This is a genomic window from Pseudomonas sp. S1(2024) (assembly GCF_046557535.1).
The window spans coordinates 30,512-54,847 of the sequence record NZ_JBKGFP010000073.1; the positions used below are offsets into that span (position 1 = coordinate 30,512).

The following is a 24,336-nucleotide window of genomic DNA, read 5'->3' on the forward strand; positions in this document are numbered from 1 at the left end:
TCCTGGTGAGGGTCGGTTATCGGGTTACTGGCCAGTGAAACGGGGGGCGCGGCGTTCCACCGAGGCTTGCAGCGCCTCGGCACCGTCCTGGCTGCGGCCGCACAGCAGGCCGGCCTGGCGCTCGGCCTCCAGCTGCTCGGCCAGGGTGCGCCGCGCGCCATCGCGGATCAGCCGCTTGGTCTGCGCGTAGGCGAAGGTGGGGCCGTTGGCCAGGCGCCCGGCCAGCTCGGCGGCCACGGCGGGCAGTTGCTCGTCGGCACAGACTTCGCTGACCAGCCCGGCCGCCAGGGCACGTTCGGCACCCCACAGCTCATCGAGGAACAACAGGCGCTTGGCCTGCTCGCTGCCGATCAGCCGTGGCAGATGCCAGCTGGCACCGGCATCGGGGCTGTAGCCCATGCTGGTGTAGCCGGCCTTGAAGCGCGCCGAGGCCGCGGCGATGCGCAGGTCGCAGCACAGGCTGAGGTCCATGCCACCGCCCACGGCGGTGCCGTTGATAGCAGCGATGGTGGGCTTGTCGAGGCTGTGCAGGCGCAACATCAGGGCGTGGGCGGTTTCGGTCCAGCCGTAGCTTTCCAGGGTGCCCTGGGCCTCGGCCGCGGCCCATTCGGCCAGGTCGGCACCGGCGCAGAAGCTTCGCCCGCTGCCGGTCAGCACCACCACGCGCACGGCCGGGTCGCTGTTGCAAGTTTCCAGCAGGGCGTGCAGTTGCTTGAGGGTGGGGATGTCCAGCGCATTGCGCTGCTCGGGGCGGTTGAGGGTGATCCAGGCAACGCCGGCTTCGACCTTGCTCAACAGTGACGACGACGGGGTGGTCATGGGGGGCCTCGGTGTTGTTGTGATGGTTTGAGAGGGCTTGATGAGGGAGATACTAAACGAGTGTTCAACAAGGCGGCAATTGGGTTGGGATGGGGCTGTAACAACGCTTGAAAACTATATATGTCGTTGTTTTTATTAGTCTTATTCGTTGGGTCAGGGTTGAGATAGGAGGTGGTTGTTACAACTTTGTACAACTGACGGATTGCTGGGGGCGCTTTGCGCCCCATCGCGACACAAGGCCGCTCCTACAGGGGAATCGCGCATAGGACCGGCCTCGCGCGATCTCTTGTAGGAGCGGCCTTGTGTCGCGATGGGCCGCAAAGCGGCCCCGGCAATCTTCAGCCCAACACCCGAATCAAACCCCTGGCACGCTCGGCTCGAAAGCCCCCTGCCGACGGCGGTTGACGAAGAAGTACGCCGCGTAGCACAGGGCAATGAAGCCAAAGCCCCAGTACAACGACGGCCGCTGGGTTTCATCCAGCGCCAGGAACACGAACAGCGAGCTGCACAGGGTGATGCACAGCAGCGGCACCAGCGGGTACAGCGGCGCCTTGTACTTCAGGTCCTGCAGTTGCCCACCTTCACGCAGGTAGACCTTGCGGAAGCGGTACTGCGCCAGGGCGATGACGATCCAGGTCACGGTGCCGGACATGCCACTCACCGCCATCAACACCATGAACAGGGTGTCGGCGGCAATGAAACTGGTCATCAGCGAGATCAGCGCGAAGCACAGGGTGATGCTGAGCGCCCGCAACGGCACGCCACGCTTGCTCAGCGGCGACAGGCTTTTCGGCGCCATGCCGCTCTTCGACATGGCCCAGAGGATGCGCGTGGAGGCATACAGCCCGGAGTTGCCCACCGAGAGGATGGCGGTGAGGATGACGAAGTTCATCAGGTCGGCGGCAAAGGGAATACCCACCATGTCGAACACCTGCACAAACGGGCTTTCCATCAGCCCGGCCTGCTCGAACGGCACGATGGCCGAGAGCACGGCAATCGCCAGCACGTAGAAGATCAGCACGCGGAACACCACGTTGCGCACGGCCCGCGGGATGCTCTTTTCCGGGTGCTCGGTCTCGCCGGCCGCCACCCCCATGATTTCGCAGCCCTGGAAGGCATAGACCACGGTCATCATCACCGCGAACACCGCCGACAGGCCATGGGGGAACAGCGACTCGCCCACCAGGTTGTCCAGCATCGGTGCTGGCGCCCCGCTGCTCAGCGGGATGGCGCCGAAGATCACCAGCAGGCCGATGATGATGAAGCCGAGGATGGTCGCCACCTTGATCCCCGAGAACCAGTACTCCGCCTCGCCGAAGGCACGGGTGGCCAGGGCGTTGAGGCCGAACAGCACGACCACGAACAGCGCCGACCAATACCAGATCGGCACCTCGGGGAACCAGCGGGTCATCAGCATGCCGGCGGCGGTGAACTCCAGGCCCACGGTGGTGGCCCAGCTCATCCAGTACACCCAGCCGATCATGAAGCCGGTGGCCGGGCCGATGAACTTGGTGGCGTGGGCCTGGAACGAACCGGACACCGGCATCTGCACCGACAGCTCGCCCAGGCAGACCATCACCAGATACATCAGCAAACCCGCGACCAGGTAGGCCAGGATCGCGCCTATCGGGCCGCCCTGGTTGATGGTCACGCCCGAGCCCATGAACAGCCCGGTGCCGATCACCCCGCCCAGCGACAGCATGAAGATGTGCCGGCTTTTCAGCGCGCGGGTGAGCTGGATCTTTTCGCGGTTGTCAGTCATGGCGCACCTCGCCTTTGCGGCTGGTGCCAGGCCGCGCGGGGGTGCCGCGCGGTGTGTTGGGAAGGAGGGGCTGAGCGCTACGGCATGTCATTATTCTTGTCTCCAATAAGCCTCATGGACCGCGTGCAACACGGTTGCCATGGATTATTGGAAACGGATGTAAGGTGCCGTTGTACGAACGGATCGAAGATGTAAAAAGTCGTAAGTTTTTTGTACGTCAGCTCTGGATCAGCTGTTCCAGGGTGGCGCGGGCCTGGGCAAGCTCGGTGGCCAGCGGCGCGCCGAGCGCTTTCAATGCCTGTTCGTCATGCTGCCGGGCAGCGTCCTCAAGGCGCCGCAACAACGCAGCCAGGCCAGAAAAACCCAGGGAGTCGCAACTGCCGGCCAGGCGGTGGGCCAGGTGCAGCACTTCGGTAAAATCCTGGGCCGGCAGCGCCTCGGCCAACGCCGTGGCGTGATGCTCCAGCGACTGGCGCAATACCTTCAACAGGCCTTGCAGCTTCTGTTCACCCAGCAGCGAGCGGTGGGTGTCCAGCAATGACCAGTCCATTGTCGCGTCGACACCAGCCACTTCAGCGGGCGCCGCTTCGGCCAGCGCCTGGCGCAGGTTGTCCAGCCGCAGGGGCTTGGCCAGCACCCCCTGCATGCCGGCGTCCAGATAACCCGGCACTTGCCCAGGCTGCACGCCAGCCGTCAGTGCCAGGATCCGGCTGTGGCGGTTCGGCCCGGGGGTGGCACGCAGTTGCCGGCACAGCTCCACCCCGCTCATGCCGGGTAGGTGCACGTCGAGCAGGATCAGGTCGAAGCGCCGCTGTGCGCAGGCCTGCAGGGCTTGCCCGGCGTCCTCGGCAAAGCTCACCCGGTGGCCATCGCGCAGCAGCAACCCACCGGCTACCTCGCGGTTCAATGCCACGTCCTCGACTACCAGGATATCCAGGCTGGCCAGGGGCGAAGGGGCTGGTGAGTTGGCCTGCACTGGCTGCCCGCGGGCCATGTCGAGTTCGAACCAGAAGCGACTGCCCTGCCCCTGCACGCTGTCCAGGCCAATACAGCCCCCCAGTTTTTCCACCAGGTGCTTGCAGATCGCCAGGCCCAGGCCGGTGCCGCCGTAGCGCCGGGCCACCGCCTCGCTGGCCTGGACGAAGCGGTCGAAGACCCTGGCCTGCACAGCCGGCTCGATGCCGATGCCATTGTCGCTAACCGACACCCGCAGGCGCTGCGAGCCCTGGTCACTGGCCAGTACCTGCACCGCAAGCCGCACTTGCCCCTGTTCGGTGAACTTGATGGCATTGGCCAGCAGGTTGCTGAGCACCTGGCGCAGGTACTGTTCGGCACCGTACTGGTAATCGGCCAATTGCTCGTCGATATCCAGCTGCAGGGTGTCGCCATTGTCCCGGGCCATGGGTTCGAGCAGCGCCAGCACTTCCTGGCACAACTGGCGTAGCGAAAAACCGACCAGCTCGGCGCGGCTCTCGCCCTCCTCGAGCCGGGCGAAATACAGCACCTCGTTGAGAATCGCCAGCAACCCCTCGCCGGCCTTGTACAAGGCCTCGACGCGCTGGCGGTCGGCCGCCTCCAGCCGGCCGCCGCGCAGCAGCTCGGCCATGCCGAGAATGCCGTTGAGTGGTGTACGCAGCTCATGGCTCATGGTCGCCAGGAAGCGTGACTTGGCCAGGTTGGCGGCTTCGGCCTCGTCCTTGGTCCGGGCCAGGCTGGCGGTACGCCGCTCGACCATGGCCTGCAGTTCGTCGCGCTTGTCCTGCAACGCCAGGCGGTCGCGCTCGCGGCGCTCGATGTCACTGAGGATGGCGCGGCGCATGTCATCCAGGGCATTGGCCACGGTGTCGATCTCGTCCGGGCGCGTCGACGGGCGGCGCCCCAGGCGCAATGGTTCCTGCCATTGGCCGGCGCCAATACGCCGGGCGAACTCGGCCATCACTTGCAGGTGGCGGGTGACCAGGCGGTAGAACAGCCCCGACAGCGCCACCGCCAGGCCACACAGGAACACGCCCATCCACAGCAGGCTGGCAAGGCCAGTGGCATACAGCCGTCGGTGCACCGCGCCCAGGTCGATGCTCACTTCCAGCTCGCCCAGATGCCTGGCCGGCCCCGAGGGCGGCTGGTAATCAAGGGCGAAGCGTTCGATGCGCAGCGGCCCCTTGGGCTCGGCGAGGCCGCGCAACATCTGGACATCGTCACTGACCAGACGCACCCGGGCGACATCGGAAAAGTCCACCAGGCCGCGCAGTTGTGTATCCAGCTGTGCCTCGTCCAGGTCCCACAGGCTGCGCTCCAGGCTGGCCAGGTAACCGGCGCGGATCAGCGCCATGCGCGCCTCGATATCGCGCATCTCGCGGCGGTACTCGAAATACAGCTGCACCGAGCTGGCCAGCACGGTAAAGCACAGGCTGAACAGCAGGATGAACAGCAGCAGGCGGCGCAGCAAGCCATCGGTGCGCAGGCGGATCATCGGGAGTCCGCCGGCAGGTTGACCATGTCGCGGTAGATCACTTCGCTCTGCTCCAGCCAGCGCTCGATCTCGCCCGCCTGGTTCATGCGCAGCAACTGCGCGTCGATTTCGTCCATATGCTGGCTCAAGGGCGATTGCCGTGATACCGCGACGCGCAGGTAGTCCACGCTCAGGGCCGTGGGCAATACGCGGATGTCCTGCGCCCCGGGCAGGTTTTCGATGAACAGCTGGCCGGTGCGCCGCTCCTGGATCACGTAGTCGATGCGCCCACGGATCAGCTTGCCGAAGTTCTGCTGGCTGGACGACACCCGTTCGATGTTCTGGTGGCGGGCGACGAAGCGGTCGAAATCGGCGCCGTAGCTTTCGCCGTACAGCAGGCCGCCACGGTAGCTGGCCAGGTCCTCCAGGCGCTGGAACTGCACTGGCCGCAGGCGGTTGTAGAACACCGCCACTTCCTCACGCACCACCGGCACCGTGGAAAAGCGCATGCGTTGGTCACGCTGGTCGCTGTTGTAGGCCAGCACCACGTCCACCCGCCCGGCGGCGGCGTCCATCAGGCAGCGCTTCCAGTTGCCCAGCACCACGGTCTGCACTTCGTAGCCCATGCGAGCGAACAGCTCTCGCACCACGGTGGGGGCCAGGCCACGCACCTGGTGGCCGTCACTCCAGGAAATCGGCGGGTACACCGGGTAGTCGCAATAGCGCACCGGCTGCCTTGCACTGGCTTGCACGGCGAACAATGCCAAGGCCAGCACCCAGGCGCTGCGGGTCATGCCGCCACGCTGGCGGTGAACAGGTAGCCGGTGCCGTGGATGGTGATGATCAGCTGGGGCTCGGCCGGGTCGTCGTGCAGCTTGCGCCGCAGGCGGCCGACCAGCACGTCGATGGAGCGGTCGTTGGGCACCCACTCGCGGTTGCGGATCTGGTCCATCAACTGGTCGCGGCTGAGGGTGTGGCCGCTGTTGCGCAGGAACACGCTGAGCAACTGGAACTCGCCATGGGTCAGCAGGGTCTGCCCGCCACGGGCGTCGATCAGGCGCCGGCGGTCGGTGTCCAGCGCCCAGTCGGCGAACTGCTTCAGCGATTGCGCGCAGGCCGGCGTCGGGTGCACCTCGCGGGCATGGCGCACACGGCGGACCAGGTTCTTGGCGCGGGATACCAGTTCGCGGGGGTTGAGCGGTTTGATCACGTAGTCGTCGGCGCCGCATTCCAGGCCGACAATGCGGTCGATGTCGTCGTTGCGGCCGGTGATGAGGATGATGCCGACCTCCGAACGTACCCGCAGCTCACGGGTCAGGGTGAGGCCGTCCTTGCCGGGCAGGCGGATGTCCAGCAGCACCAGGTCGACATCCTGGCTGCCGAGCAGGGCTTCGGCCTTTTCCGCGGTGTCGGCGCAGTGCACGTCATAGCCTTCCTGAGACAGATAGGCCTGCAGCAAGTCACGAATAAGCGGATCGTCATCGACGATCAATACCCGAGGCGTCATTGCGTGTCGTCTCTTTTTTTTATTGGTTTGTTCTACACACTCGCGACAGCAGCGTACTCGTTACTGAACAGGCGATCAACAGCCCTCCGGCGGGCTGAAGCGACGCCGGCCACCGGCCTGCAGGCCATCGACCCAGGCCTCGCAGATCAGCACGCCCTGCTCGGGGGTGAAGGTACCGGGGTTGAGCCCCGACTCCAGCCACAGGCCATCGAGCAAGGCGCTCAGGCTGATGGCCGCCAGGTCGGCATCGAAGCCCTGCCAGCCCTCCTCCCCGGCCAGCGTGGCCAGCAGCCCGCTCAGTTCATTGCGGTATTCGCCATAGGAATGGTCATGCACCTGGTTGATCGCATCGGCGGTCTTCACCGCGCCCCAGAACGCCAGCCAGGCGTCGAGCAACTGCGGGTCGAGCAGCTCGGCGCAGAACGAGGCACGGAAGAACGCCGACAGCCGCTCGCGAGCATTGGGCGCGGCCTGGGCCATGGCCTCGCGCAGCAGGCCCATCACCCGACCGGTGACTGCCATGTAGGCTTCGGCCACCAGCTCATCCTTGCCGGCATAGTGATGGCTGATCAATCCGACCGAAACCCCGGCTTCTGCTGAAATCTTGCGGATCGACGCACCCTGAAAGCCATGGCGCTTGAGGCATACCAAGGTCGCCTCGACCAGGTTGGCTTTGCGCAATTCCGGCAGCATGCGGTGGTAGCGGGCTTCCTGGTTCATCGGCGGCTCTCGGGCTAGGGGCTGGACTGAACGACTGTACAACAAGCCGGACTGCGTGATAAACCCTTGGCACCCATGCCCACAACAACAAAAGCGGCTGCCATGAACGACCTGATCACACGTGACCTGGACCAGGGCCTGCTGACCCTGTCCTTCAACCGCCCCGACAAGCTCAATGCCTTGAACACCGCCATGTACCAACAGCTGGGCGACCTGCTGCTGGCGGCAGGTGAAGACCCTGATGTCGAAGCCATCATCATCACCGGTGGGCCGCAGTGCTTTACCGCCGGCAATGACTTGCGCGACTTCCTCGACAACCCGCCTGCCGACCTGGACAGCCCAGTGTTCCGCCTGATGCGGGTGGTGATGGGCCTGGACAAACCACTGATTGCCGCGGTCAGTGGCGCGGCGATCGGCATCGGTGCCACCTTGCTGTTGCATTGCGACCAGGTGCTGGTCAGCCGTACGACCAAGTTGCGCATCCCTTTCGCGCCGTTGGGCGTGTGCCCGGAGTTTGGTTCCAGCCTGCTGCTGCCGCGTTTGCTTGGCCATGCCCGGGCGGCTCGCCTGCTGCTGGCAAACGAGTTGCTCGACGGTGAACGGATGGTGGCCTGGGGGCTGGCCAATGAACTGCATGAAGACGGTGAACAGTGCCTTGCAGCTGCCCGGCGCCTGGCGCGGCAGCTGCAAGGTTACCCGCAGGCGGCGCTGCGCATCAGCAAGCGGCTGCTCAAGGACGGCCAGCGGGCCGAGCTTGAGGCGACAGTGGCGCGGGAGGCCCGGTTGTTCATCGAATGCTTGCGCACTGAAGAAGCGCGAGCGGTGTTGCGAGGGTTGATCAAAGATTGAAAACCTGGGGCCGCGTTGCGGCCCATCGCCGGCAAGCCAGCTCCCACCTCGACTGCATCGACCTCAAGCCTTGTGCAGTACCTGTGCGAGCAACTGTCTTGCTCAAATTCTAAAAGTTGGCGCGATTCCCTGTAGGAGCGGCCTTGTGTCGCGAAAGGGCTGCAAAGCAGCCCCAGAAAAACTCAGAAACCCCAGGATTGCTAATAGCCGGTCATCTCCAGATACCCACGCCCACCCGCACTCCCGGTCAAGCGCACCGGCCCCTCCCAGTACGGGAACCGTGTCTCCATCCAGGCCTGCGATTCCACAGCCTCGACCTGCACATCCACGCCATGCTCCGGCACCTGCACCCGCCATCGCGTCGGCACCTGCTTGCCGTTCTTCTGCCGAGCCCAGGCCAGCGCCTGCAGCTGGATCTGCGCACCCTGCAGCACCACCACTTCACCCTGCGGGCCGACCCAGGTCCCGGCGCGATACGCCTCCCCCTGCACCTCGCGCACCTGAAACAGCATCAGCCTGGCGCCACTGTCCAGGTGCAGGGAAAACCAGTCCCAACCCGTCTGCCCGGCAGCCAGCGGCTGGCTGCTCCATTCCCGGTCCAGCCAGGCCTGGCCGGTGACGGCAATGCACTGGCCGTCACGCTGCACCTCCCCACTCACCCGATAGAACGGCTGACTGTAATAGTACGAAGCCTGCCCCTTGCCGGACTTCTCGCTGTAGCCCTGGTCCCCGTGCAGCACCAAGGGCCGATCGCTGTGCAGTTGCAGGTCGTAGCGAAAGCCGTCACCACCGGCGACCATTTGCAGATGCTCGATGCCACTGCTGCCCTGCAACGACCAGTCATTGATCCACGCCCGGAACGGCTGGGCTTGCACGCCAGCCTGGCCGATACCCCCGCGCGCCAAGGTTTCGCCAGACCGATGCCCCCCGGGACCGGTCAGCGCCGCATGCCCCATCCACAGGTTCGGGCTGTTCCAGCCGGCAGTCTCGGGGCCTGGGCGCAGGGCCGAGCGAAACAGCGTCCACTGCGCGCCCCAGTCCCGCCCCTGGAAGTCCTGGAGGTTGGCGGTGACATACCACCATTCGATGCGAAAGCCATCGTGGGCCCCATGGTCACGCGGAAATTCCAGGCGATGGCCGCGCCGTACCTGGCTGAATTCACCCGCCTGCTGCCCGAGCCCGGCATAGCTTTGCTCGGCGGGCTGGTCACAGCCGCCCAGCAACCCACACAGCAACAGCCAGGCGCTACGCTTCATCGGCAAACGGCCTCAACAGTTCGCGCGGCTGGCGACGCGCCAGCTGCCACAAGGGCCACGCGCTGGCCAACAGGCTGGTAAGCATGCCCAGCACCGCCAGGTGCAGCAGTTGCGCAGGGAACACGTAGAGCGGCAAACGCCAGCCGAATGCCTGCACGTTCACCACCGCGACCAGGCACCAGGCCAGCAGGATGCCCAGCGGGATCGCCAGCAGCACGGTAAGGCTGCTCAGCAGCAGTGTCTGCCCGAGGCTCAGCCACACCAGATGCGTACGCCGCACACCCAGTGCCCACAGCGGCGCCAGCTGGCCCAGGCGGGTGTGGCCCAAGGTCAGCAGGTTGATGAACAGCGCCACGCCTGCCACGCCAAGGGTAAGGCTGTTGAGCGCGGCGGTGGCGGCGAAGGTGCGGTTGAACACGTCGGTCGACCAGCGTTTGAGACGCGCCTGCTCGACCACACGGCTGTCGTCCAGGGCGAAGCGCTGTTGCAATGCAGCCTCGAGCGCCGACGCTTGATCGCCCACCAGATCGACACTCAACCCGGTCAGGGTTGCCTGTGGCCAATGCCCGCGCAGCCAGCCGGCATTGACCAGCATGTGCCCTTTGGGGTTGCCGTAATCGGCATAGATGCCCACAACGCTCAGGGCTGGCGAAGTGTCTGCGGGCAGCCTCAGGCGATCACCCAGCTGCAGCTTCAGTCGCCTGGCCAACTGTTCACTGAGCATCACGGCCTGCCCGGCGGCCAGTTGTTGCCAGGCCTGCTTTTGCTGCGCCAGCAATGGCCAGCGAGTGCGATAGACGGGATGATCGACGATGCCCTGGAGCTGCACCGGCCAGCCCTGCAGCTGTGTTTCCACACGCCAGCCGGGCAACACCACACTCACCGAAGGTTGCTGCCCAAGCCACTCGGCTATCTGCAAGCCCTGGGCGGTGTCCCTTGGGGTGACATACAGGTCGGCGGACAGGCGCAGGTCAAGCCAGCCGACAAAGGTCTTGCGAAAGCCCTCGGTCATGCTGCCCACGCCGACACTGGCGGCCAGCGCCAGCAGCAGTGCCATCAACGCCAGGCTCAGGGCCGGCAATTGCTGGCGGCTGTCGGCGACGAACCATTGCGACAAAGGCCGCCGGCAATGGCGCGCCAGCCAGGCCAGCACCCGGTCGAGCAAGGCCGGCAGCAGCAGCGCCGCCGCCAGCAGCAAGCCTGCCAGCAGGCCGAACGCGCTGGGCAGGCTGTCGCCCAGCACGCCACAGCCCAGGGCCAGCAAAAGCAACAGGCCGGCCACCAGGGCCTGGCGCCGCAACCAAGGCCCCTGGGCCAACCGCCATGCCTGAGGTTGCGCCAGCGCCAGCAACGGCAACCGCGCCGCACGCAGTACACTGCCCAAACCCGCCAACAGCGCCCCCAGCACGCTCACCAGCACGCCCATCAGCCACCACCCTGCGGGCAGGCTCAGCGCCCCGGCGACCTGGGCGCCATACAGCCCGCGCAAGCTGGCGGCCACATCGGGCAGCAGCCACGCGGCCAGCCCGTAACCACTGGCCACGCCGGCCAGACCGCCCAGCACCGCGAACAGCCCCAGCTCCAGCACCAAGGCGCACAGCAGGGTTTGCAGGCTGATGCCACAGGCACGCAGGTTGCGAATCAGGCCGCGCCGCTGTTCCAGTGCCAAACCGATTGCGGCATGGGCAATGAACAGGCCGACGACAAACGCCAGCAAGCCAAGGGCGGTCAGGTTCAGGTGGAAGCTGTCGGTCAGCCGCTGCAAGCCGCCATCGTCCTGACGGGGTTGCAGCTCAAGGTAAGGCGCGATGTCCGCCGGCAACGGCCCCGGCGTAGCAGCCACCAGCAGGCGCGACAACTGCCCGGGTGCATGCAGCAACGCCTGGGCATGGCCGATATCCACCACGATCACCCCCGGGGCCAGCGCTGGCTGCAGAACCAACGGCGGCAGCAGCTGCCCTTCGCTGTCGCGTGCTGAGGCCCCGGGGCCAGCATGCAGCTGGCGCAAGGTGTCTGGCCCGACCCAGGCTTGCCCGGGCATGCCGACAAAGGCCTGCAGATCGAACGTTCCGGGCTGCACACCGGCGATGCTGCTGGCCGGCGGCAGGCTCAACGGCTCGATGCCGATCAACCGTACGCTGCGCGCCGGCTCACCAGCAAAGCGCAAGCGCCCCTCCAGTACCGGCGTCACCACCCAGCCCAGCCTGCGCAACTGCACGTACAGTGCCTGGTCGAAGCGCTCGCCACGGCGCGGCACCAGTTGCGCCTGCAACGGCCCGGCCAGCACCGCGCTGGCGCGGGCATAGTCGCTGCGTGCCTGGCTGTTCAGCGCCTGCACGCCGGTCCACAGCGCCGTGGCCAGCCACAGGCCGGTGAAGATGCTGAAAAACTGCACGCGATGGCGCCGCCAGTGGCTGAGCAGCGCGAGCAGGGCCAGCGATAGCAGCCTCATCCGCCCTGCTCGGGCCGCACGCGGCCGGCCTGCAGGTAACAACGCTGCTGCAAGCGCGCCGCCAGCCGCGGGCTGTGCGTCACCATCAGCACCCCACTGCCAGCCTCGGCGACCAATTGCAACAGCAGGCTCAACACCTCATCGCTGCTGGTTTCATCGAGGCTGCCGGTGGGTTCGTCGGCCAGCAACCAGGCCGGGCGCCCGGCCAGGGCGCGGCCGATGGCGACCCGCTGTTGCTGGCCGCCAGACAATTGCTCCGGGTAACGCGCCAGCAAATCCGCCAAACCCAGGCGCTGCGCCAGGTAGGCCAGCCAATCGGGATCATGCCGACCGGCCAGCCGGGCCTGGAACGAAAGATTGGCCCCCACGTCCAGGCTGCTGATCAGGTTGTATTGCTGGAACACCAGGCCGATGCCCTCCCGCCGCCACAACGCCAGCGACGCCTCGGAACGGCTGTCGAGCGGGGTGTCGTCGATCAGGATGCGGCCACTGTCGGCACGGTCAAGGCCGGCCACCAGGTGCAGCAACGTACTCTTTCCGCTACCCGACTCGCCCATCAGCGCCAGGCTGCTGCCGCGCGCCAGGCGCAGGTCGACACCCTGCAGCACCGGAAGCGGGCCTTGGGGAGTGGGGAATGATTTGTGGAGGTTTTCGATGACCAGCATCGACGGGCCTTGGTGGGTTCAAGTGTCTTCTTAGGAATAGCAGGTTCATGGCGACATGGGCGTGCTCATGGACTCAACTTGCATCGTTCCATCAACAAGTTCCATCACCACTCCGCCGCCATGAACAAATCTTCATTTTGCTGGCAAGCGCCCTGATCACGGGGCACACAGCCAATACCAGCCTACCGCCAGCCGGCACTTGCCTTGAGGGTGCGGTACAGGTTGCGTAGCATCCGCGGCCCGATCGCGCGCGTACAACCACCGCGCCACCTGTAGGAGCAGCCTTGTGCTGCGAATGGGCCGTCGTGGCCTGCTGAACTACTACGGTGCTACCGTCCTCTTCGCAGCACAAGGCTGCTCCTACAGGCACTGCTACCCGTCAGGACAGAGTCACCGATGCCACAACCCATACCCCTCAAGGACCACGAAAAGGAAAAGCACCTGGTCAACCGCCGGCTTCTGGCCTGCGCCGCCCTGGTCTTCAGCCTGGTCGCCGTCCTGGTGGGCCGGCTCTATGTGCTGCAGGTGCTACAACACGACCAGCAGACCGCCGTATCGGAAAACAACCGCGTGCACGTGCTGCCCATCGCCCCCGAGCGCGGGCTGATCTACGACCGCAACGGCGTGGTGCTGGCCGACAACAAGCCCAGCTTCGACCTGACCATGACCCGCGAGCGGGCCGGCGGCGACACGGCCAAGGTGCTCGATACCCTGGCCCAGGTGCTGAGCCTGACCGAGGACGACCGCAAGCAGTTCGACAAGGACCTGCGCCGTGGCCGCAAGCCGTTCGAGCCGGTGACCCTGATGGTCGGCCTGAGCGAGGAGCAGATCGCCCTGGTGGCGGTGAACCAGTTCCGCCTGCCAGGCCTGGAAGTGGAACCACAGTTCATCCGCGAGTACCCGCTGGCCGAGCATTTCGCCCACTCGGTGGGCTATGTGGGGCGCATCAACGAGAAAGAGGCCAAGACCCTCGACAGCACCGAGTACCGGGGCACCCAGTCGGTCGGCAAGACCGGCATCGAGCACTTCTACGAAAGCCAGCTGCATGGCCACGTGGGCTACGAGGAGGTCGAGACCAACGCCCAGGGCCGGGTGATGCGTGTGCTCAACCACAAGGCCCCGACCCCGGGCCAGGACATCGTCCTGACCCTGGATGCCCACCTGCAACTGGCCGCGGAAAAGGCCCTGGGTGACCGCCGTGGCTCGGTGGTGGTGCTCGACCCGGCCAATGGCGACGTGCTGGCGATGGTCAGCAACCCCAGCTTCGACCCCAACCTGTTCGTCAAAGGCATCAGCTTCAAACAGTACGCCGCCCTGCGCGATTCCATCGACCGCCCGCTGTTCAACCGCGTGCTGCGCGGCCTGTATGCCCCCGGTTCGACGGTGAAGCCGGAGGTGGCCATCGCCGGCCTCGACAGCGGCGTGATCACCCCGGGCAGCCGGGTGTTCGACCCGGGCTACTACGAGCTGCCAAACTACGACCACAAGTACCGCAATTGGAACCGCAGCGGCGATGGCTGGGTGGATATGTACACCGCCATCATGCGGTCCAACGACACCTACTTCTACGACCTGGCGCACAAGCTGGGCATCGACCGCCTGCACGACTACATGGCCGAGTTCGGCCTGGGCCAGAAGGTGTCGCTGGACATGTTCGAGGAAGCGTCCGGGCTGATGCCATCGGCCGAGTGGAAGCGCGCCACCCGGCGCCAGGCCTGGTTCCCGGGCGAGACGCTGATCCTGGGCATCGGCCAGGGCTACATGCAGGTCACCCCGCTGCAGCTGGCCCAGGCCACCAGCCTGCTGGCGAGCAAGGGCGTGTGGCACCGCCCGCACCTGGCCATGACCGTGGGTGGCGATGCGCCGGTAGACCCCAACCCGATGCCCAATATCGTGCTGCACGACAGGCACGCCTGGGACCAGGTCAGCCAGGGCATGCAGATGGTCATGCACGACCCGCGCGGCATCGCCCGCGCTGCCGCGGCCGGTGCGCAATACCGGATTGCCGGCAAGAGCGGCACCGCGCAGGTGGTGGCGATCAAGCAGGGCGAACGCTACAACCGCAACAAAACCCTGGAGCGGCACCGCGACAACGCCCTGTTCGTAGGCTTTGCCCCGGCTGATCACCCGAGTGTGGTGGTGGCGGTTATGATCGAGAACGGCGAAGCCGGCGGGCGGGTGGCAGGGCCGGTTGTGCGGGAGGTGATGGATGCCTATCTGCTGGATGAGCAGGGACATCTGAAGCCGCAGTATGCAGGTGGGGTAGCGCCTCGCAGCGTGCCCGCGAAGAGGCCGACACAGACACCCAAATTGCTAGCTCCGATCGCCTCCGCGATCATCCCCAACGTCATGGTCAGCCCCATCGTCGGCGCCATGCCCTACACCGTGCGGCTCGCCCACATCGTGATTCGCCTCATGATTGGCTTCGTGGTTGGCCTCGTGGTCGGCACCATCATCAGCACCATTGCGCCCGCGGCCATCATGCCCACCACCATCGCCACTGTGCCCGCTGCCACTGCCGCCGTGGCCACCACCCGAGCCACCACCGCCGCTACCGCCACCTCCACCGCCATGGCCACCGCCGCCGCCACTACCACCGCCGCCACCATGGCCACCGCCACCACCACTACCACCACCTCCGCCACCATGGCCACCGCCACCGCCACCGCCACCATCCTTCGCATACGCGCTGGAGGTACCGTCAATGGAGTCTGGCACCAACACGGCCGAAGCCGACAACACTGTACCGATAGCCAAAGCCAACAAGCATTTCCTGAGCATCATGATGTCTCCGCTTGGAGTAGCACCGGGTTGCACGACGCACCCTGTTATTTCCGGCCCCCCATGGGGCGACTTGCTAACCAGCGCGGCCTTCCATCTGCAGCGGTTGAACGAGATCCTTCAGGGCCTGCCGGCCAAATATTTCGGGATGTTTCTTGATTTCTGAGCGTAGCCACGCCGCTGCGCTTGTCACCGACCGGCCATCAGAATGGCTGGCTCGCCAAAGGCCCACTGCACCATGGCCTGGCGAGCCGGATTGCTCAGGATGCCGCGCGGGGCATCAGTTCATACGGGTGCTTCCACCCTGGCAACGCCTGGATTCGCGCTTTCCATGCCTCGATGTGGGTGAACTGCGCCAACGCAATGCCAGTGTCCTCCGGCATGAACACATACCCGGCCAGCGACAGGTCAGCGATCGTCAGCCGGCCACCGACCATGAACGGTGTCTTCGCCAGGTGCGCGTCGACGATACGGTAGGCCGCCATGGCACGTTCACGCAGGAACCGGGTCACATCCGTTTCACCGGTTTTCTTCAGGCAGAAAAGAAAACGCAGCGCCGCGTAGTAGCTGGTGAACTTATGGTTATCGAACAGCATCCAGCGCCAGATCTCGCGCTTTTCGTCTTCGTCGCGGGGGCCGAACTGCCCGGTTTTCTCCGCGAGGTAGTCGAGGATCAGCGCAGACTGGGTAAAGGATTTGCCGGCGTGTTCCAGCACCGGCACCTCGCCCTGTTCGTTCACGTCGTCGCGCCAGGCTTGTTCGCGAGTCTGGCCATTGAAGAAATCGACGAACACCGGCTGCCAGTCCTGGCCTGTGAGTTCAAGCATCAGGGCGGCCTTGTAGGCGTTACCGGATTCGGCGAAGCAATGCAGCTTGTAGTCGGGCATGGGGAGAACCTTCATCCATTGAAATGATTGGGCCGGCAGCCCGAGCAGATCACGCCTGGCTCGACAGGGTCAATGCCTGTTTCCGATACGAAGGGAACTACCACCCCACCTGCGCTTTCTTAATCACTGAGTGGTTCAATTACTTGGGCTTCACGCTACTGGAGAACACACCATGCGCCACCTACTCCTCGCCCCTGCGCTGCTGCTCCTGCTGCCTGCCGGTGCTGCCCTGGCTGACGTCGACGCAGGCGACGTCGCAACCTCGGCCGGTGTTTCCGCTTCGCTTTACTCGACCTTCAAGGACGACAAACGGATCATCCCGGCGCGTGACGAGCTTTCGGCCTACGTCGCCAGCGGTGGTGCAATCCGTGGCGCCTATGTGGAGTCGGCGCTGGAACAGGCCCGCAAGGACAACCCAGGCCTGCAGGCCAATGATGAAGAGCTGGCCCGGGCCCTCCTCTCGCAGGATGACCGCATAGCCGATCATTGATTGAGCTAATCCTTCACCGGCCTCTTCGCGGGTAAACCCGCTCCCACAGGCACCGCACCGACTTCAAACCCAGCGCAGCCTCCTGTAGGAGCGGGTTTACTCGCGAAAGGGCCGGCACAGGCAACACCTCAACCCCAGCCATCCATGCGCATGGTAGCCCTTACCAGCCGCTGCTCTTCCTGCTCGATCTCCCGCAAACTGTCGCGGATCCCGTTGATATGCTCGCGCGCCGCGCGCTGCGCCTGCTCGGGCAACTGCTCCATCACCGCGTGATACAACCGCGCATGCTGGCGGTCGATCTGGCGCTTCTGCGCCGGCCGGCAATACAGGTTGTTGACCGAGGCGAACACCGTGCTCAAGGTCAGGTCACTGAGCGATTGCAAGGTATGCACCAGCACCGGGTTGTGCGAAGCCTCGCTGATCGCCCGGTGAAAGGCATGGTCGCGGCGGGCATGTTCACGGGCATCCATCGCTTCGGGGGCTTCGTGCGCAGCCAGCATCTCTTCATAGCGCCGGCGGATCAGCAAACGGTCGACCTCGGTGGCGCGCAGTGCCGCCAGGCGCGCCGATTCGGCTTCCAGCAACGCCCGCACTTCCAGCAGGTCGAACAGCGTGCGCGGCTGCGAGCCGAACAGGTGCATCAACGGCGTGGCACCCGCATGGCCCGTGAGGTCGGCGACGAACGAGCCGCGCCCCTGCTCGGTGTCGATGATGCCGCGCCCGCGCAGGATGCGCAGGCCTTCCCGCAGCGCCGAGCGCGAGCAGCCCAGCTTGTCCACCAGGCGCCGCTCCGACGGCAGGGCCTGGCCCACCTTGAGCACGCCTTCGACGATCAGCCGCTCGACCCGTTCGGCCACCTGGTCGGCGACCTTGGCCTTGCCTTCAGTACCCACTGCGTACCCTCCTGCTGGTAGGACCACTTCGACCACCTGCTTCAATCTAGCCGGGCAAAGCCGTCAATAACCAGTACCCGTCGCAAAAACTGGTAGGACCAGTTCACCCCGTGCTCGACCGCGGCGGCTGCCACGCGCAGGCTGCAAGGGTGAGCGCATTGCCAACAACAACAAAAACCGTTGCCGAGTGAGCCGATGAATATCCTTTACGACGAACGCGTCGATGGCGCGCTGCCTGACGTGGACCGGGGGGCGCTGCTGCAAGCGCTGCGCGCTGCCCTGCCGGACCTCGAGATCCTGCACCGCGAGGAAGACCTCAAGCCCTATGAATGCGACGGCCTCTCAGCCTACCGCACGGTGCCGCTGCTGGTGGTGCTGCCCGAGCGCCTGGAGCAGGTGCAGGCGCTGCTCAGGCTTTGCCACCAGCGTGGCGTGCCGGTGGTGGCACGCGGCGCCGGTACCGGCCTGTCGGGTGGCGCACTGCCGCTGGCCAAAGGCATCCTGCTCGTGATGGCGCGGTTCAACCGCATTCTCGAAGTCAACCCGCAGGGCCGCTTCGCCCGTGTGCATCCCGGCGTGCGCAACCTGGCCATCTCCCAGGCGGCCGCGCCCCACGGCCTGTACTATGCGCCGGACCCGTCCTCGCAGATAGCCTGCTCCATCGGCGGCAATGTCGCGGAGAATGCCGGTGGCGTGCACTGCCTGAAGTACGGCCTGACCGTGCACAACCTGCTCAAGGTGGAAATCCTCACGGTCGAGGGCGAACGCCTGACCCTCGGCAGCGATGCCCTGGACAGCCCCGGTTTCGACCTGCTTGCACTGTTCACCGGCTCTGAAGGCATGCTCGGCATCGTCACCGAAGTCACCGTCAAGCTGCTGCCCAAGCCCCAGGTGGCGCGAGTGCTGCTGGCCAGCTTCGACAGCGTCGAGGACGCCGGCCGGGCAGTGGCCGAGATCATCGCTGCCGGGATCATCCCCGGCGGCCTGGAGATGATGGACAACCTGGCGATCCGCGCTGCGGAGGACTTCATCCACGCCGGCTACCCGGTTGACGCTGCGGCCATCCTGCTGTGCGAACTGGATGGCGTCGAAGCCGATGTGCACGATGACTGCGAACGGGTCGCCGCCGTGCTGGCCCAGGCCGGTGCACGTGATGTGCGGCTGGCCTGCGACGAGGCCGAGCGCGTGCGCTTCTGGGCCGGGCGCAAGAACGCCTTCCCGGCGGTGGGGCGCATCTCCCCGGACTACTACTGCATGGACGGCACCATCCCGCGCCGCGAACTGCCACGGGTGCTCAAGGGCATCAGCGACCTGTCCACCGAATACGGCCTGCGCGTGGCCAACGTGTTCCATGCCGGCGACGGCAACATGCACCCGCTGATCCTGTTCGATGCCAACCTGCCAGGCGAGCTGGAACGTGCCGAAGCCATCGGCGGCAAAATCCTCGAGCTGTGCGTGGCCGTGGGCGGCAGCATCACCGGCGAGCACGGCGTGGGGCGCGAGAAGATCAACCAGATGTGCGCACAGTTCAACAGCGACGAAATCACCCTGTTCCATGCGATCAAGGCTGCCTTCGACCCGCAAGGCCTGCTCAACCCCGGCAAGAACATCCCCACCCTGCACCGCTGCGCCGAATTCGGCGCCATGCACGTGCACCATGGGCAACTGCCCTTTCCCGAACTGGAGCGTTTCTGATGAGCATGGACCGCGACATCAGCCAGGCCCTGCTGGAGCAGGTCAACCAGGCGCTGAACCAGGCCACGCCGCTGCGTATCCAGGGTGGCAACAGCAAGGCCATGCTCGGCTGCCCGGTGGCCGGCGAGGTACTCGACACCCGCAGCCACCGCGGCATCGTCAGCTACGACCCGACCGAGCTGGTGCTCACTGCCCGCGCCGGCACGCCGCTGCGCGAGATCGAGGCAGCGCTGCACGAGGCTGGCCAGATGCTGCCCTGCGAACCACCGCACCTGGGCCCCGACGCCACCCTGGGTGGCATGGTCGCGGCCGGGCTGTCCGGCCCAAGGCGGCCGTGGGCCGGGTCGGTGCGCGACTATGTGCTGGGCACGCGGGTGATCACCGGCCACGGCAAGCTGTTGCGCTTTGGTGGCGAAGTGATGAAGAACGTTGCCGGCTACGACGTGTCGCGGCTGATGGCGGGCAGCTTCGGCTGCCTCGGGCTGCTGACCGAGGTGTCGCTGAAAGTGCTGCCACGCCCGCGCCAGTGCCTCAGCCTGCGCCTGCCGATGGGCCGCCACCAGGCGCTGGCGGAGCTGGCCGAATGGGGCCAGCAGCCGCTGCCGATCAGTGCGGCCTGCCATGACGGTGACGCGCTGTACCTGCGCCTGGAAGGCGGCGAAGGCTCGGTGCAGTCGGCACGCCAGCGCCTGGGCGGCGAGGCACTGGACAGCAGCTTCTGGAGCGACCTGCGCGAGCAGCGCCTGGCTTTCTTTGCCGGCCCCGCGCCGCTGTGGCGCTTGTCCGTGCCCAATACCACCGGCGAGCTGGACCTGCCCGGCCAGCAGCTGATCGACTGGGGTGGCGCGCAGCGCTGGCTCAAGTCCACGGCACCGGCGCAGCACATCCGCGAGCAGGTCGCCAAGGTCGGTGGCCACGCCACCTGCCATGTCCCTGGCGCTGCCAGCAGCCCACCGCTGCCCGCCGCGCTGATGCGCTACCACCGAGCGCTCAAGCAGCAACTCGACCCCCAGGGTGTGTTCAACCCTGGCCGCCTGTACCCGGACCTGTGAGGCCAGACCATGCAAACCAACCTGAGCGAAACCGCCCGACGCCTGGCCCGCGCCGACGAGGCCGAAAGCATCCTGCGCTCCTGCGTGCACTGTGGCTTCTGTACCGCCACGTGCCCCACCTACCAGCTGCTGGGCGATGAACTGGACGGCCCACGCGGGCGCATCTACCTGATCAAGCAGATGCTCGAAGGCGCGCCGATCACCGCCAGCACCCAGTTGCACCTGGATCGCTGCCTGACCTGCCGCAACTGTGAAACCACCTGCCCTTCCGGGGTGAAGTACCACGACCTGCTGGACATTGGCCGCGCCGTGGTCGAACAGCAGGTGCCACGCCCGCTCGGCCAGCGCCTGCTGCGCCAGGGCCTGCGTGCAGTGGTGCCACGCCCGGCGCTGTTCAAGGCCCTGACCCGCAGTGGCCAGGCCCTGCGCCCACTGCTACCGGCCACGCTCAAGCGCAAGCTGCCGGCGCGGGTCACCGCCCCCGGCCAACGCCCCGCACCGCGCCATGCGCGGCGGGTGCTGATGCTGGAAGGCTGCGTGCAACCGGCCCTGTCGCCCAACACCAATGCCGCCGCCGCACGCCTGCTGGACCGCCTGGGCATCAGCGTGGTGCCAATCCGGCAGGCCGGCTGCTGTGGCGCGGTGGACTACCACCTCAATGCCCAGGAACAAGGCCTGCAACGGGCGCGGCGCAATATCGATGCCTGGTGGCCTGCCATCGAAGCCGGCGCCGAGGCCATCGTGCAAACCGCCAGCGGCTGCGGCGCGTTCGTGCGCGATTACGGCCACCTGCTGGAAAAGGACCCGCGCTACGCCGCCAAGGCCGCACGGGTCAGCGCCCTGTCCCGCGACCTGGTGGAGGTGCTGCGCGACGAGCCGGTCGAGCAACTGGGCGTGTGCGTCGAACAGCGCCTGGCCTTCCATTGCCCATGCACCCTGCAGCACGCGCTGAAGCTGGGGGGTGCGGTGGAGACATTGCTGACACGCCTTGGCTTCACCTTGACCCCGGTACCGGACGGCCACCTGTGCTGCGGCTCGGCCGGCACCTATTCGCTGACCCAACCCGAGCTGTCGCTACAACTGCGCGACAACCGCCTCAACGCCCTGGAAAGCGGCAAACCGCAAGTCATCGCCACCGCCAACATCGGCTGCCAGGCCCACCTCGACGGGGCCGGGCGCACACCGGTGCGGCACTGGATCGAAATCGTCGAAGCAGCCTTGAACCCGGAGAACCACCATGCATAGCAAGTCCGTTATCGGCCAGGCCGAAGTCGCCAAAGTGCTGACCGCCGCCCGCCAGGAAGCCCAGGCACAACAATGGAACGTGACCATTGCCGTGGTCGACGACGGCGGCCACCCGCTGGCCCTGGAGCGCCTGGACGGCTGCGCGCCGGCCAGCGCCTACATCGCGATGGAAAAGGCCCGCACTGCCGCACTGGGGCGCAAGGAGACGCGAGATTACGAGGAAATGGTCAATGGTGGCCGTACTGCTTTCGTTACCGCGCCGCTGCTGACCAGCCTGGAAGGTGGCGTACCGCTGCGGGTGGATGGCCAGGTGGTGGGGGCGATCGGCGTGTCCGGGGTCAAGGCCGAGCAGGATGCCCAGGTGGCCAAGGCCGGGGCGGCTGCCCTCTGAATCCTGTGCCGGCCTCTTCGCGGGCTTGCCCGCTCCCACAGGGCCTTCACAAGACCTGGGACCTGTGCAGTACCTGTGGGAGCGGGCAAGCCCGCGAAGAGGCCGGCACAAGCAAAAACTTTCCAGAAGCCTGAACATCGAGCGAACAGACAATGCCAAACCATCCACTCCAGATCGCCCCCACCCTGCAGCGCTTCATCGAAGATGAAGCCCTCCCCGGCACCGGCATCGAAGCCCGCACCTTCTGGCAAGGCTTCAGCACCCTGGTCCACGACCTCGCACCACAAAACCGCGCCCTGCTCGCCGAACGCGAGCGCCTGCAGACAGAACTCGACAACTGGCACCGCCAGCACCCCGGCCCGATCCGTGACATGGCCGCCTACCAGCATTTCCTGCAAGGCATCGGCTACCTTGTAGAGCCCCCGGCAAGCGTGCAGGTCAGCACCCGCAACGTCGACCGCGAGATCGCCGTGCAGGCCGGCCCGCAACTGGTGGTGCCACTGAGCAACGCCCGCTACGCCCTCAACGCCGCCAACGCCCGCTGGGGCTCGCTGTACGATGCCCTGTATGGCACCGATGCCATCGCCGAAACCGAGGACGCCGAACGTGGCCAGGGTTACAACCCGCAACGCGGCGCCAAGGTGATCGCCTATGGCCGGCAGTTTCTCGACACCGCGGCCCCTCTCGACGGTGCGTCGCACAACGACGCCAAGGCCTACGCGATCAGCCAGGGCACGCTGCAGGTAACCCTGGCCGATGGCCGCCAGGTCGGCCTCAGGCACCCCGCGCAACTGCGTGGCTACCAAGGTGAGCCGAACGCGCCAACAGCGATCCTGTTGCAGCATCACCAGCTGCATTTCGAAATCCAGGTCGACCCGGCCAACGCCATCGGCCAGCAGGACCCGGCCGGGGTCAAGGACATCCTGCTGGAGGCCGCGCTCACCACCATCATCGACTGCGAAGACTCGGTAGCCGCCGTGGATGCCGACGACAAGGTCAACGTCTACCGCAACTGGCTCGGCCTGATGAAGGGCGACCTCAGCGAACAGGTCAGCAAGGGCGGCAAGACCTTCGAACGCACCCTGGCCGAAGACCGCCACTACCACGGCGCAGACGACCAGCCACTGACCCTGCCAGGCCGCTCGCTGCTGTTCATCCGCAACGTCGGCCACCTGATGACCAACCCGGCCATCCACGACCGCGATGGCCGGGAAATCCCGGAAGGCATCCTCGATGCCGTGGTCACCAGCCTGATCGGCCTGCATGACCTCAAGCGCCGTGGCAATTCCCGCGAGGGCAGCCTGTACATCGTCAAGCCGAAGATGCACGGGCCGGCCGAGGTGGCCTTTGCCGACCAGCTGTTCGGCCGCGTCGAAGCCCTGTTGGGCCTGCCCGCACACACGCTGAAGATGGGCATCATGGACGAGGAGCGGCGTACCAGCGTCAACCTCAAAGCCTGCATCGCCAGCGCCGCGTCACGGGTGGTGTTCATCAATACCGGCTTCCTCGACCGCACCGGTGACGAGATGCACACGGCCATGGAAGCCGGCGCCATGCTGCGCAAGGGCGACATGAAAGGCAGTGCCTGGATCCAGGCCTACGAGCGCAGCAACGTACTGGTGGGGCTGGCCTGTGGCCTGCGCGGCAAGGCGCAGATCGGCAAGGGCATGTGGGCCATGCCCGACCTGATGGCGGCCATGCTGGAACAGAAAGTCGCCCAGCCCAGGGCCGGCGCCAACACGGCCTGGGTGCCCTCGCCCACAGCCGCGACACTGCATGCGCTGCACTACCACCAGGTGGATGTGGCGGCCGTGCAGCAAACGCTGGAACAGGTTGACCTGAATGCCCAGCGCGCCGAGTTGCTGCATGACCTGCTCAGTGTCCCGGTCAGCCCCGAGCGGCCCTGGAGCGCAGCCGAAATCCAGGCCGAGCTGGACAACAACTGCCAGGGTATCCTCGGTTACGTGGTGCGCTGGGTCGAGCAAGGGGTCGGCTGTTCCAAGGTGCCGGATATCCATGATGTGGGCCTGATGGAAGACCGCGCGACCCTGCGGATTTCCGCGCAGCACATTGCCAACTGGCTGCACCACGGGGTGGTCGATGCCGAGCAGGTCGAGGCGACCTTGCAACGCATGGCCGGCGTGGTCGACCAGCAGAATGCCGGGGACCCGGCGTACCGGCCGATGGCCGCCGGTTTCGAGGCATCGCATGCCTTCCGCGCTGCGCGGGAGCTGGTGTTCAAGGGGCGGCAGCAGCCCAGTGGCTATACCGAACCGTTACTGCATGGCTGGCGCTTGCGCTTCAAGCAGGAGGTCGGGCGCTGATGCTGACAGGGGGCCGCCATGCGGCCCTATCGCCGGCAAGCCCGCTCCCCCCGGTGCCACCCACGGCTTCCGAATTATGTTGGATTCTCTGGGGATTGC

Annotated in this window: 18 protein-coding genes and 1 pseudogene; 8 read left to right on the forward strand and 11 right to left on the reverse strand. The window is 66.1% G+C overall.

Annotated elements, in window-relative coordinates; translation table 11 throughout:
- Window positions 1-24: 24 nt before the first annotated feature.
- The 6 genes from ACLCGK_RS20730 to ACLCGK_RS20755 form a co-directional block, all read right to left on the reverse strand.
- Window positions 25-819 carry an enoyl-CoA hydratase/isomerase family protein gene (locus ACLCGK_RS20730; protein ID WP_015270770.1) on the reverse strand — a complete coding sequence of 265 codons (795 nt, stop codon included), beginning with the start codon at window positions 817-819 and terminating at the stop codon, window positions 25-27.
- A gap of 355 nt (window positions 820-1,174) precedes the next feature.
- Window positions 1,175-2,581 carry an amino acid permease gene (locus tag ACLCGK_RS20735; RefSeq protein ID WP_367245567.1) on the reverse strand — a complete coding sequence of 469 codons (1,407 nt, stop codon included), beginning with the start codon at window positions 2,579-2,581 and terminating at the stop codon, window positions 1,175-1,177.
- A 217-nt stretch (window positions 2,582-2,798) separates the two neighbouring features.
- Window positions 2,799-5,051 (reverse strand): ATP-binding protein, encoded by a 2,253-nt coding sequence (locus ACLCGK_RS20740; protein ID WP_410952794.1) that lies wholly within the window; start codon window positions 5,049-5,051, stop codon window positions 2,799-2,801.
- Window positions 5,048-5,824, reverse strand: a complete 777-nt coding sequence (locus ACLCGK_RS20745) for a substrate-binding periplasmic protein (protein WP_410952795.1) — start codon at window positions 5,822-5,824, stop codon at window positions 5,048-5,050. The genes ACLCGK_RS20740 and ACLCGK_RS20745 overlap by 4 nt, the downstream gene beginning before the upstream one ends.
- Window positions 5,821-6,537: a response regulator gene (locus tag ACLCGK_RS20750; RefSeq protein WP_013973084.1), complete on the reverse strand. Its 717-nt coding sequence runs from the start codon at window positions 6,535-6,537 to the stop codon at window positions 5,821-5,823. Before ACLCGK_RS20750 ends, ACLCGK_RS20745 begins: the two co-directional genes overlap by 4 nt.
- Before the next feature lie 75 nt (window positions 6,538-6,612).
- Window positions 6,613-7,257, reverse strand: a complete 645-nt coding sequence (locus ACLCGK_RS20755) for a TetR family transcriptional regulator C-terminal domain-containing protein (RefSeq protein ID WP_061551687.1) — start codon at window positions 7,255-7,257, stop codon at window positions 6,613-6,615.
- 102 nt (window positions 7,258-7,359) lie between these two features.
- Between ACLCGK_RS20755 and ACLCGK_RS20760 the strand changes: the two genes are divergently transcribed.
- Window positions 7,360-8,106, forward strand: coding sequence for an enoyl-CoA hydratase (locus ACLCGK_RS20760; protein WP_280168017.1), 747 nt, complete (start codon window positions 7,360-7,362; stop codon window positions 8,104-8,106).
- A gap of 200 nt (window positions 8,107-8,306) precedes the next feature.
- Here ACLCGK_RS20760 and ACLCGK_RS20765 read toward each other — a convergent pair whose 3' ends face one another.
- Genes ACLCGK_RS20765 through ACLCGK_RS20775 form a run of 3 tightly spaced genes read right to left on the reverse strand, consistent with a single transcriptional unit; the run spans window position 8,307 to window position 12,479 of the window.
- The gene (locus ACLCGK_RS20765; protein ID WP_410952796.1) at window positions 8,307-9,362 is read right to left on the reverse strand and encodes a lipocalin-like domain-containing protein; all 1,056 of its coding nucleotides are present in this window, start codon (window positions 9,360-9,362) and stop codon (window positions 8,307-8,309) included.
- Window positions 9,352-11,814: an ABC transporter permease gene (locus ACLCGK_RS20770; RefSeq protein ID WP_410952797.1), complete on the reverse strand. Its 2,463-nt coding sequence runs from the start codon at window positions 11,812-11,814 to the stop codon at window positions 9,352-9,354. The genes ACLCGK_RS20765 and ACLCGK_RS20770 overlap by 11 nt, the downstream gene beginning before the upstream one ends.
- Entirely contained in the window at window positions 11,811-12,479 is a 669-nt protein-coding gene (locus tag ACLCGK_RS20775; RefSeq protein ID WP_410952798.1) for an ABC transporter ATP-binding protein, read from the reverse strand. Before ACLCGK_RS20775 ends, ACLCGK_RS20770 begins: the two co-directional genes overlap by 4 nt.
- Before the next feature lie 396 nt (window positions 12,480-12,875).
- Here ACLCGK_RS20775 and mrdA point away from each other — a divergent pair.
- A pseudogene (gene mrdA / locus ACLCGK_RS20780) lies at window positions 12,876-14,762 on the forward strand (penicillin-binding protein 2); the annotation flags it as partial.
- 758 nt (window positions 14,763-15,520) lie between these two features.
- Here mrdA and ACLCGK_RS20785 read toward each other — a convergent pair.
- On the reverse strand, window positions 15,521-16,147 hold the full coding sequence (locus ACLCGK_RS20785) for a glutathione S-transferase family protein (protein ID WP_015270789.1): 627 nt from the start codon (window positions 16,145-16,147) through the stop codon (window positions 15,521-15,523).
- Window positions 16,148-16,319: 172 nt separating this feature from the next.
- On the opposite strand from ACLCGK_RS20785, the gene ACLCGK_RS20790 reads away from it, so the two are divergent.
- The gene (locus ACLCGK_RS20790; RefSeq protein ID WP_003260922.1) at window positions 16,320-16,637 is read left to right on the forward strand and encodes a DUF2388 domain-containing protein; all 318 of its coding nucleotides are present in this window, start codon (window positions 16,320-16,322) and stop codon (window positions 16,635-16,637) included.
- Between the two features lie 128 nt (window positions 16,638-16,765).
- Here ACLCGK_RS20790 and glcC read toward each other — a convergent pair whose 3' ends face one another.
- Complete coding sequence (gene glcC, locus ACLCGK_RS20795) at window positions 16,766-17,530, reverse strand: transcriptional regulator GlcC (RefSeq protein ID WP_015270791.1); 765 nt, start codon at window positions 17,528-17,530, stop codon at window positions 16,766-16,768.
- A 195-nt stretch (window positions 17,531-17,725) separates the two neighbouring features.
- On the opposite strand from glcC, the gene glcD reads away from it, so the two are divergent.
- The 5 genes from glcD (at window position 17,726) to ACLCGK_RS20820 (ending at window position 24,237) form a co-directional block, all read left to right on the forward strand.
- Entirely contained in the window at window positions 17,726-19,225 is a 1,500-nt protein-coding gene (glcD, locus tag ACLCGK_RS20800) for a glycolate oxidase subunit GlcD (protein ID WP_410952799.1), read from the forward strand.
- Window positions 19,225-20,277, forward strand: coding sequence for a glycolate oxidase subunit GlcE (gene glcE, locus ACLCGK_RS20805; protein ID WP_410952800.1), 1,053 nt, complete (start codon window positions 19,225-19,227; stop codon window positions 20,275-20,277). Before glcD ends, glcE begins: the two co-directional genes overlap by 1 nt.
- 9 nt (window positions 20,278-20,286) lie before the next feature.
- Window positions 20,287-21,522, forward strand: coding sequence for a glycolate oxidase subunit GlcF (glcF, locus tag ACLCGK_RS20810; protein WP_410952801.1), 1,236 nt, complete (start codon window positions 20,287-20,289; stop codon window positions 21,520-21,522).
- Window positions 21,515-21,913 (forward strand): heme-binding protein, encoded by a 399-nt coding sequence (locus ACLCGK_RS20815; RefSeq protein WP_003260918.1) that lies wholly within the window; start codon window positions 21,515-21,517, stop codon window positions 21,911-21,913. The genes glcF and ACLCGK_RS20815 overlap by 8 nt, the downstream gene beginning before the upstream one ends.
- 152 nt (window positions 21,914-22,065) lie before the next feature.
- Window positions 22,066-24,237, forward strand: coding sequence for a malate synthase G (locus ACLCGK_RS20820; RefSeq protein WP_410952802.1), 2,172 nt, complete (start codon window positions 22,066-22,068; stop codon window positions 24,235-24,237).
- The last annotated feature ends 99 nt before the right edge of the window (window positions 24,238-24,336 follow it).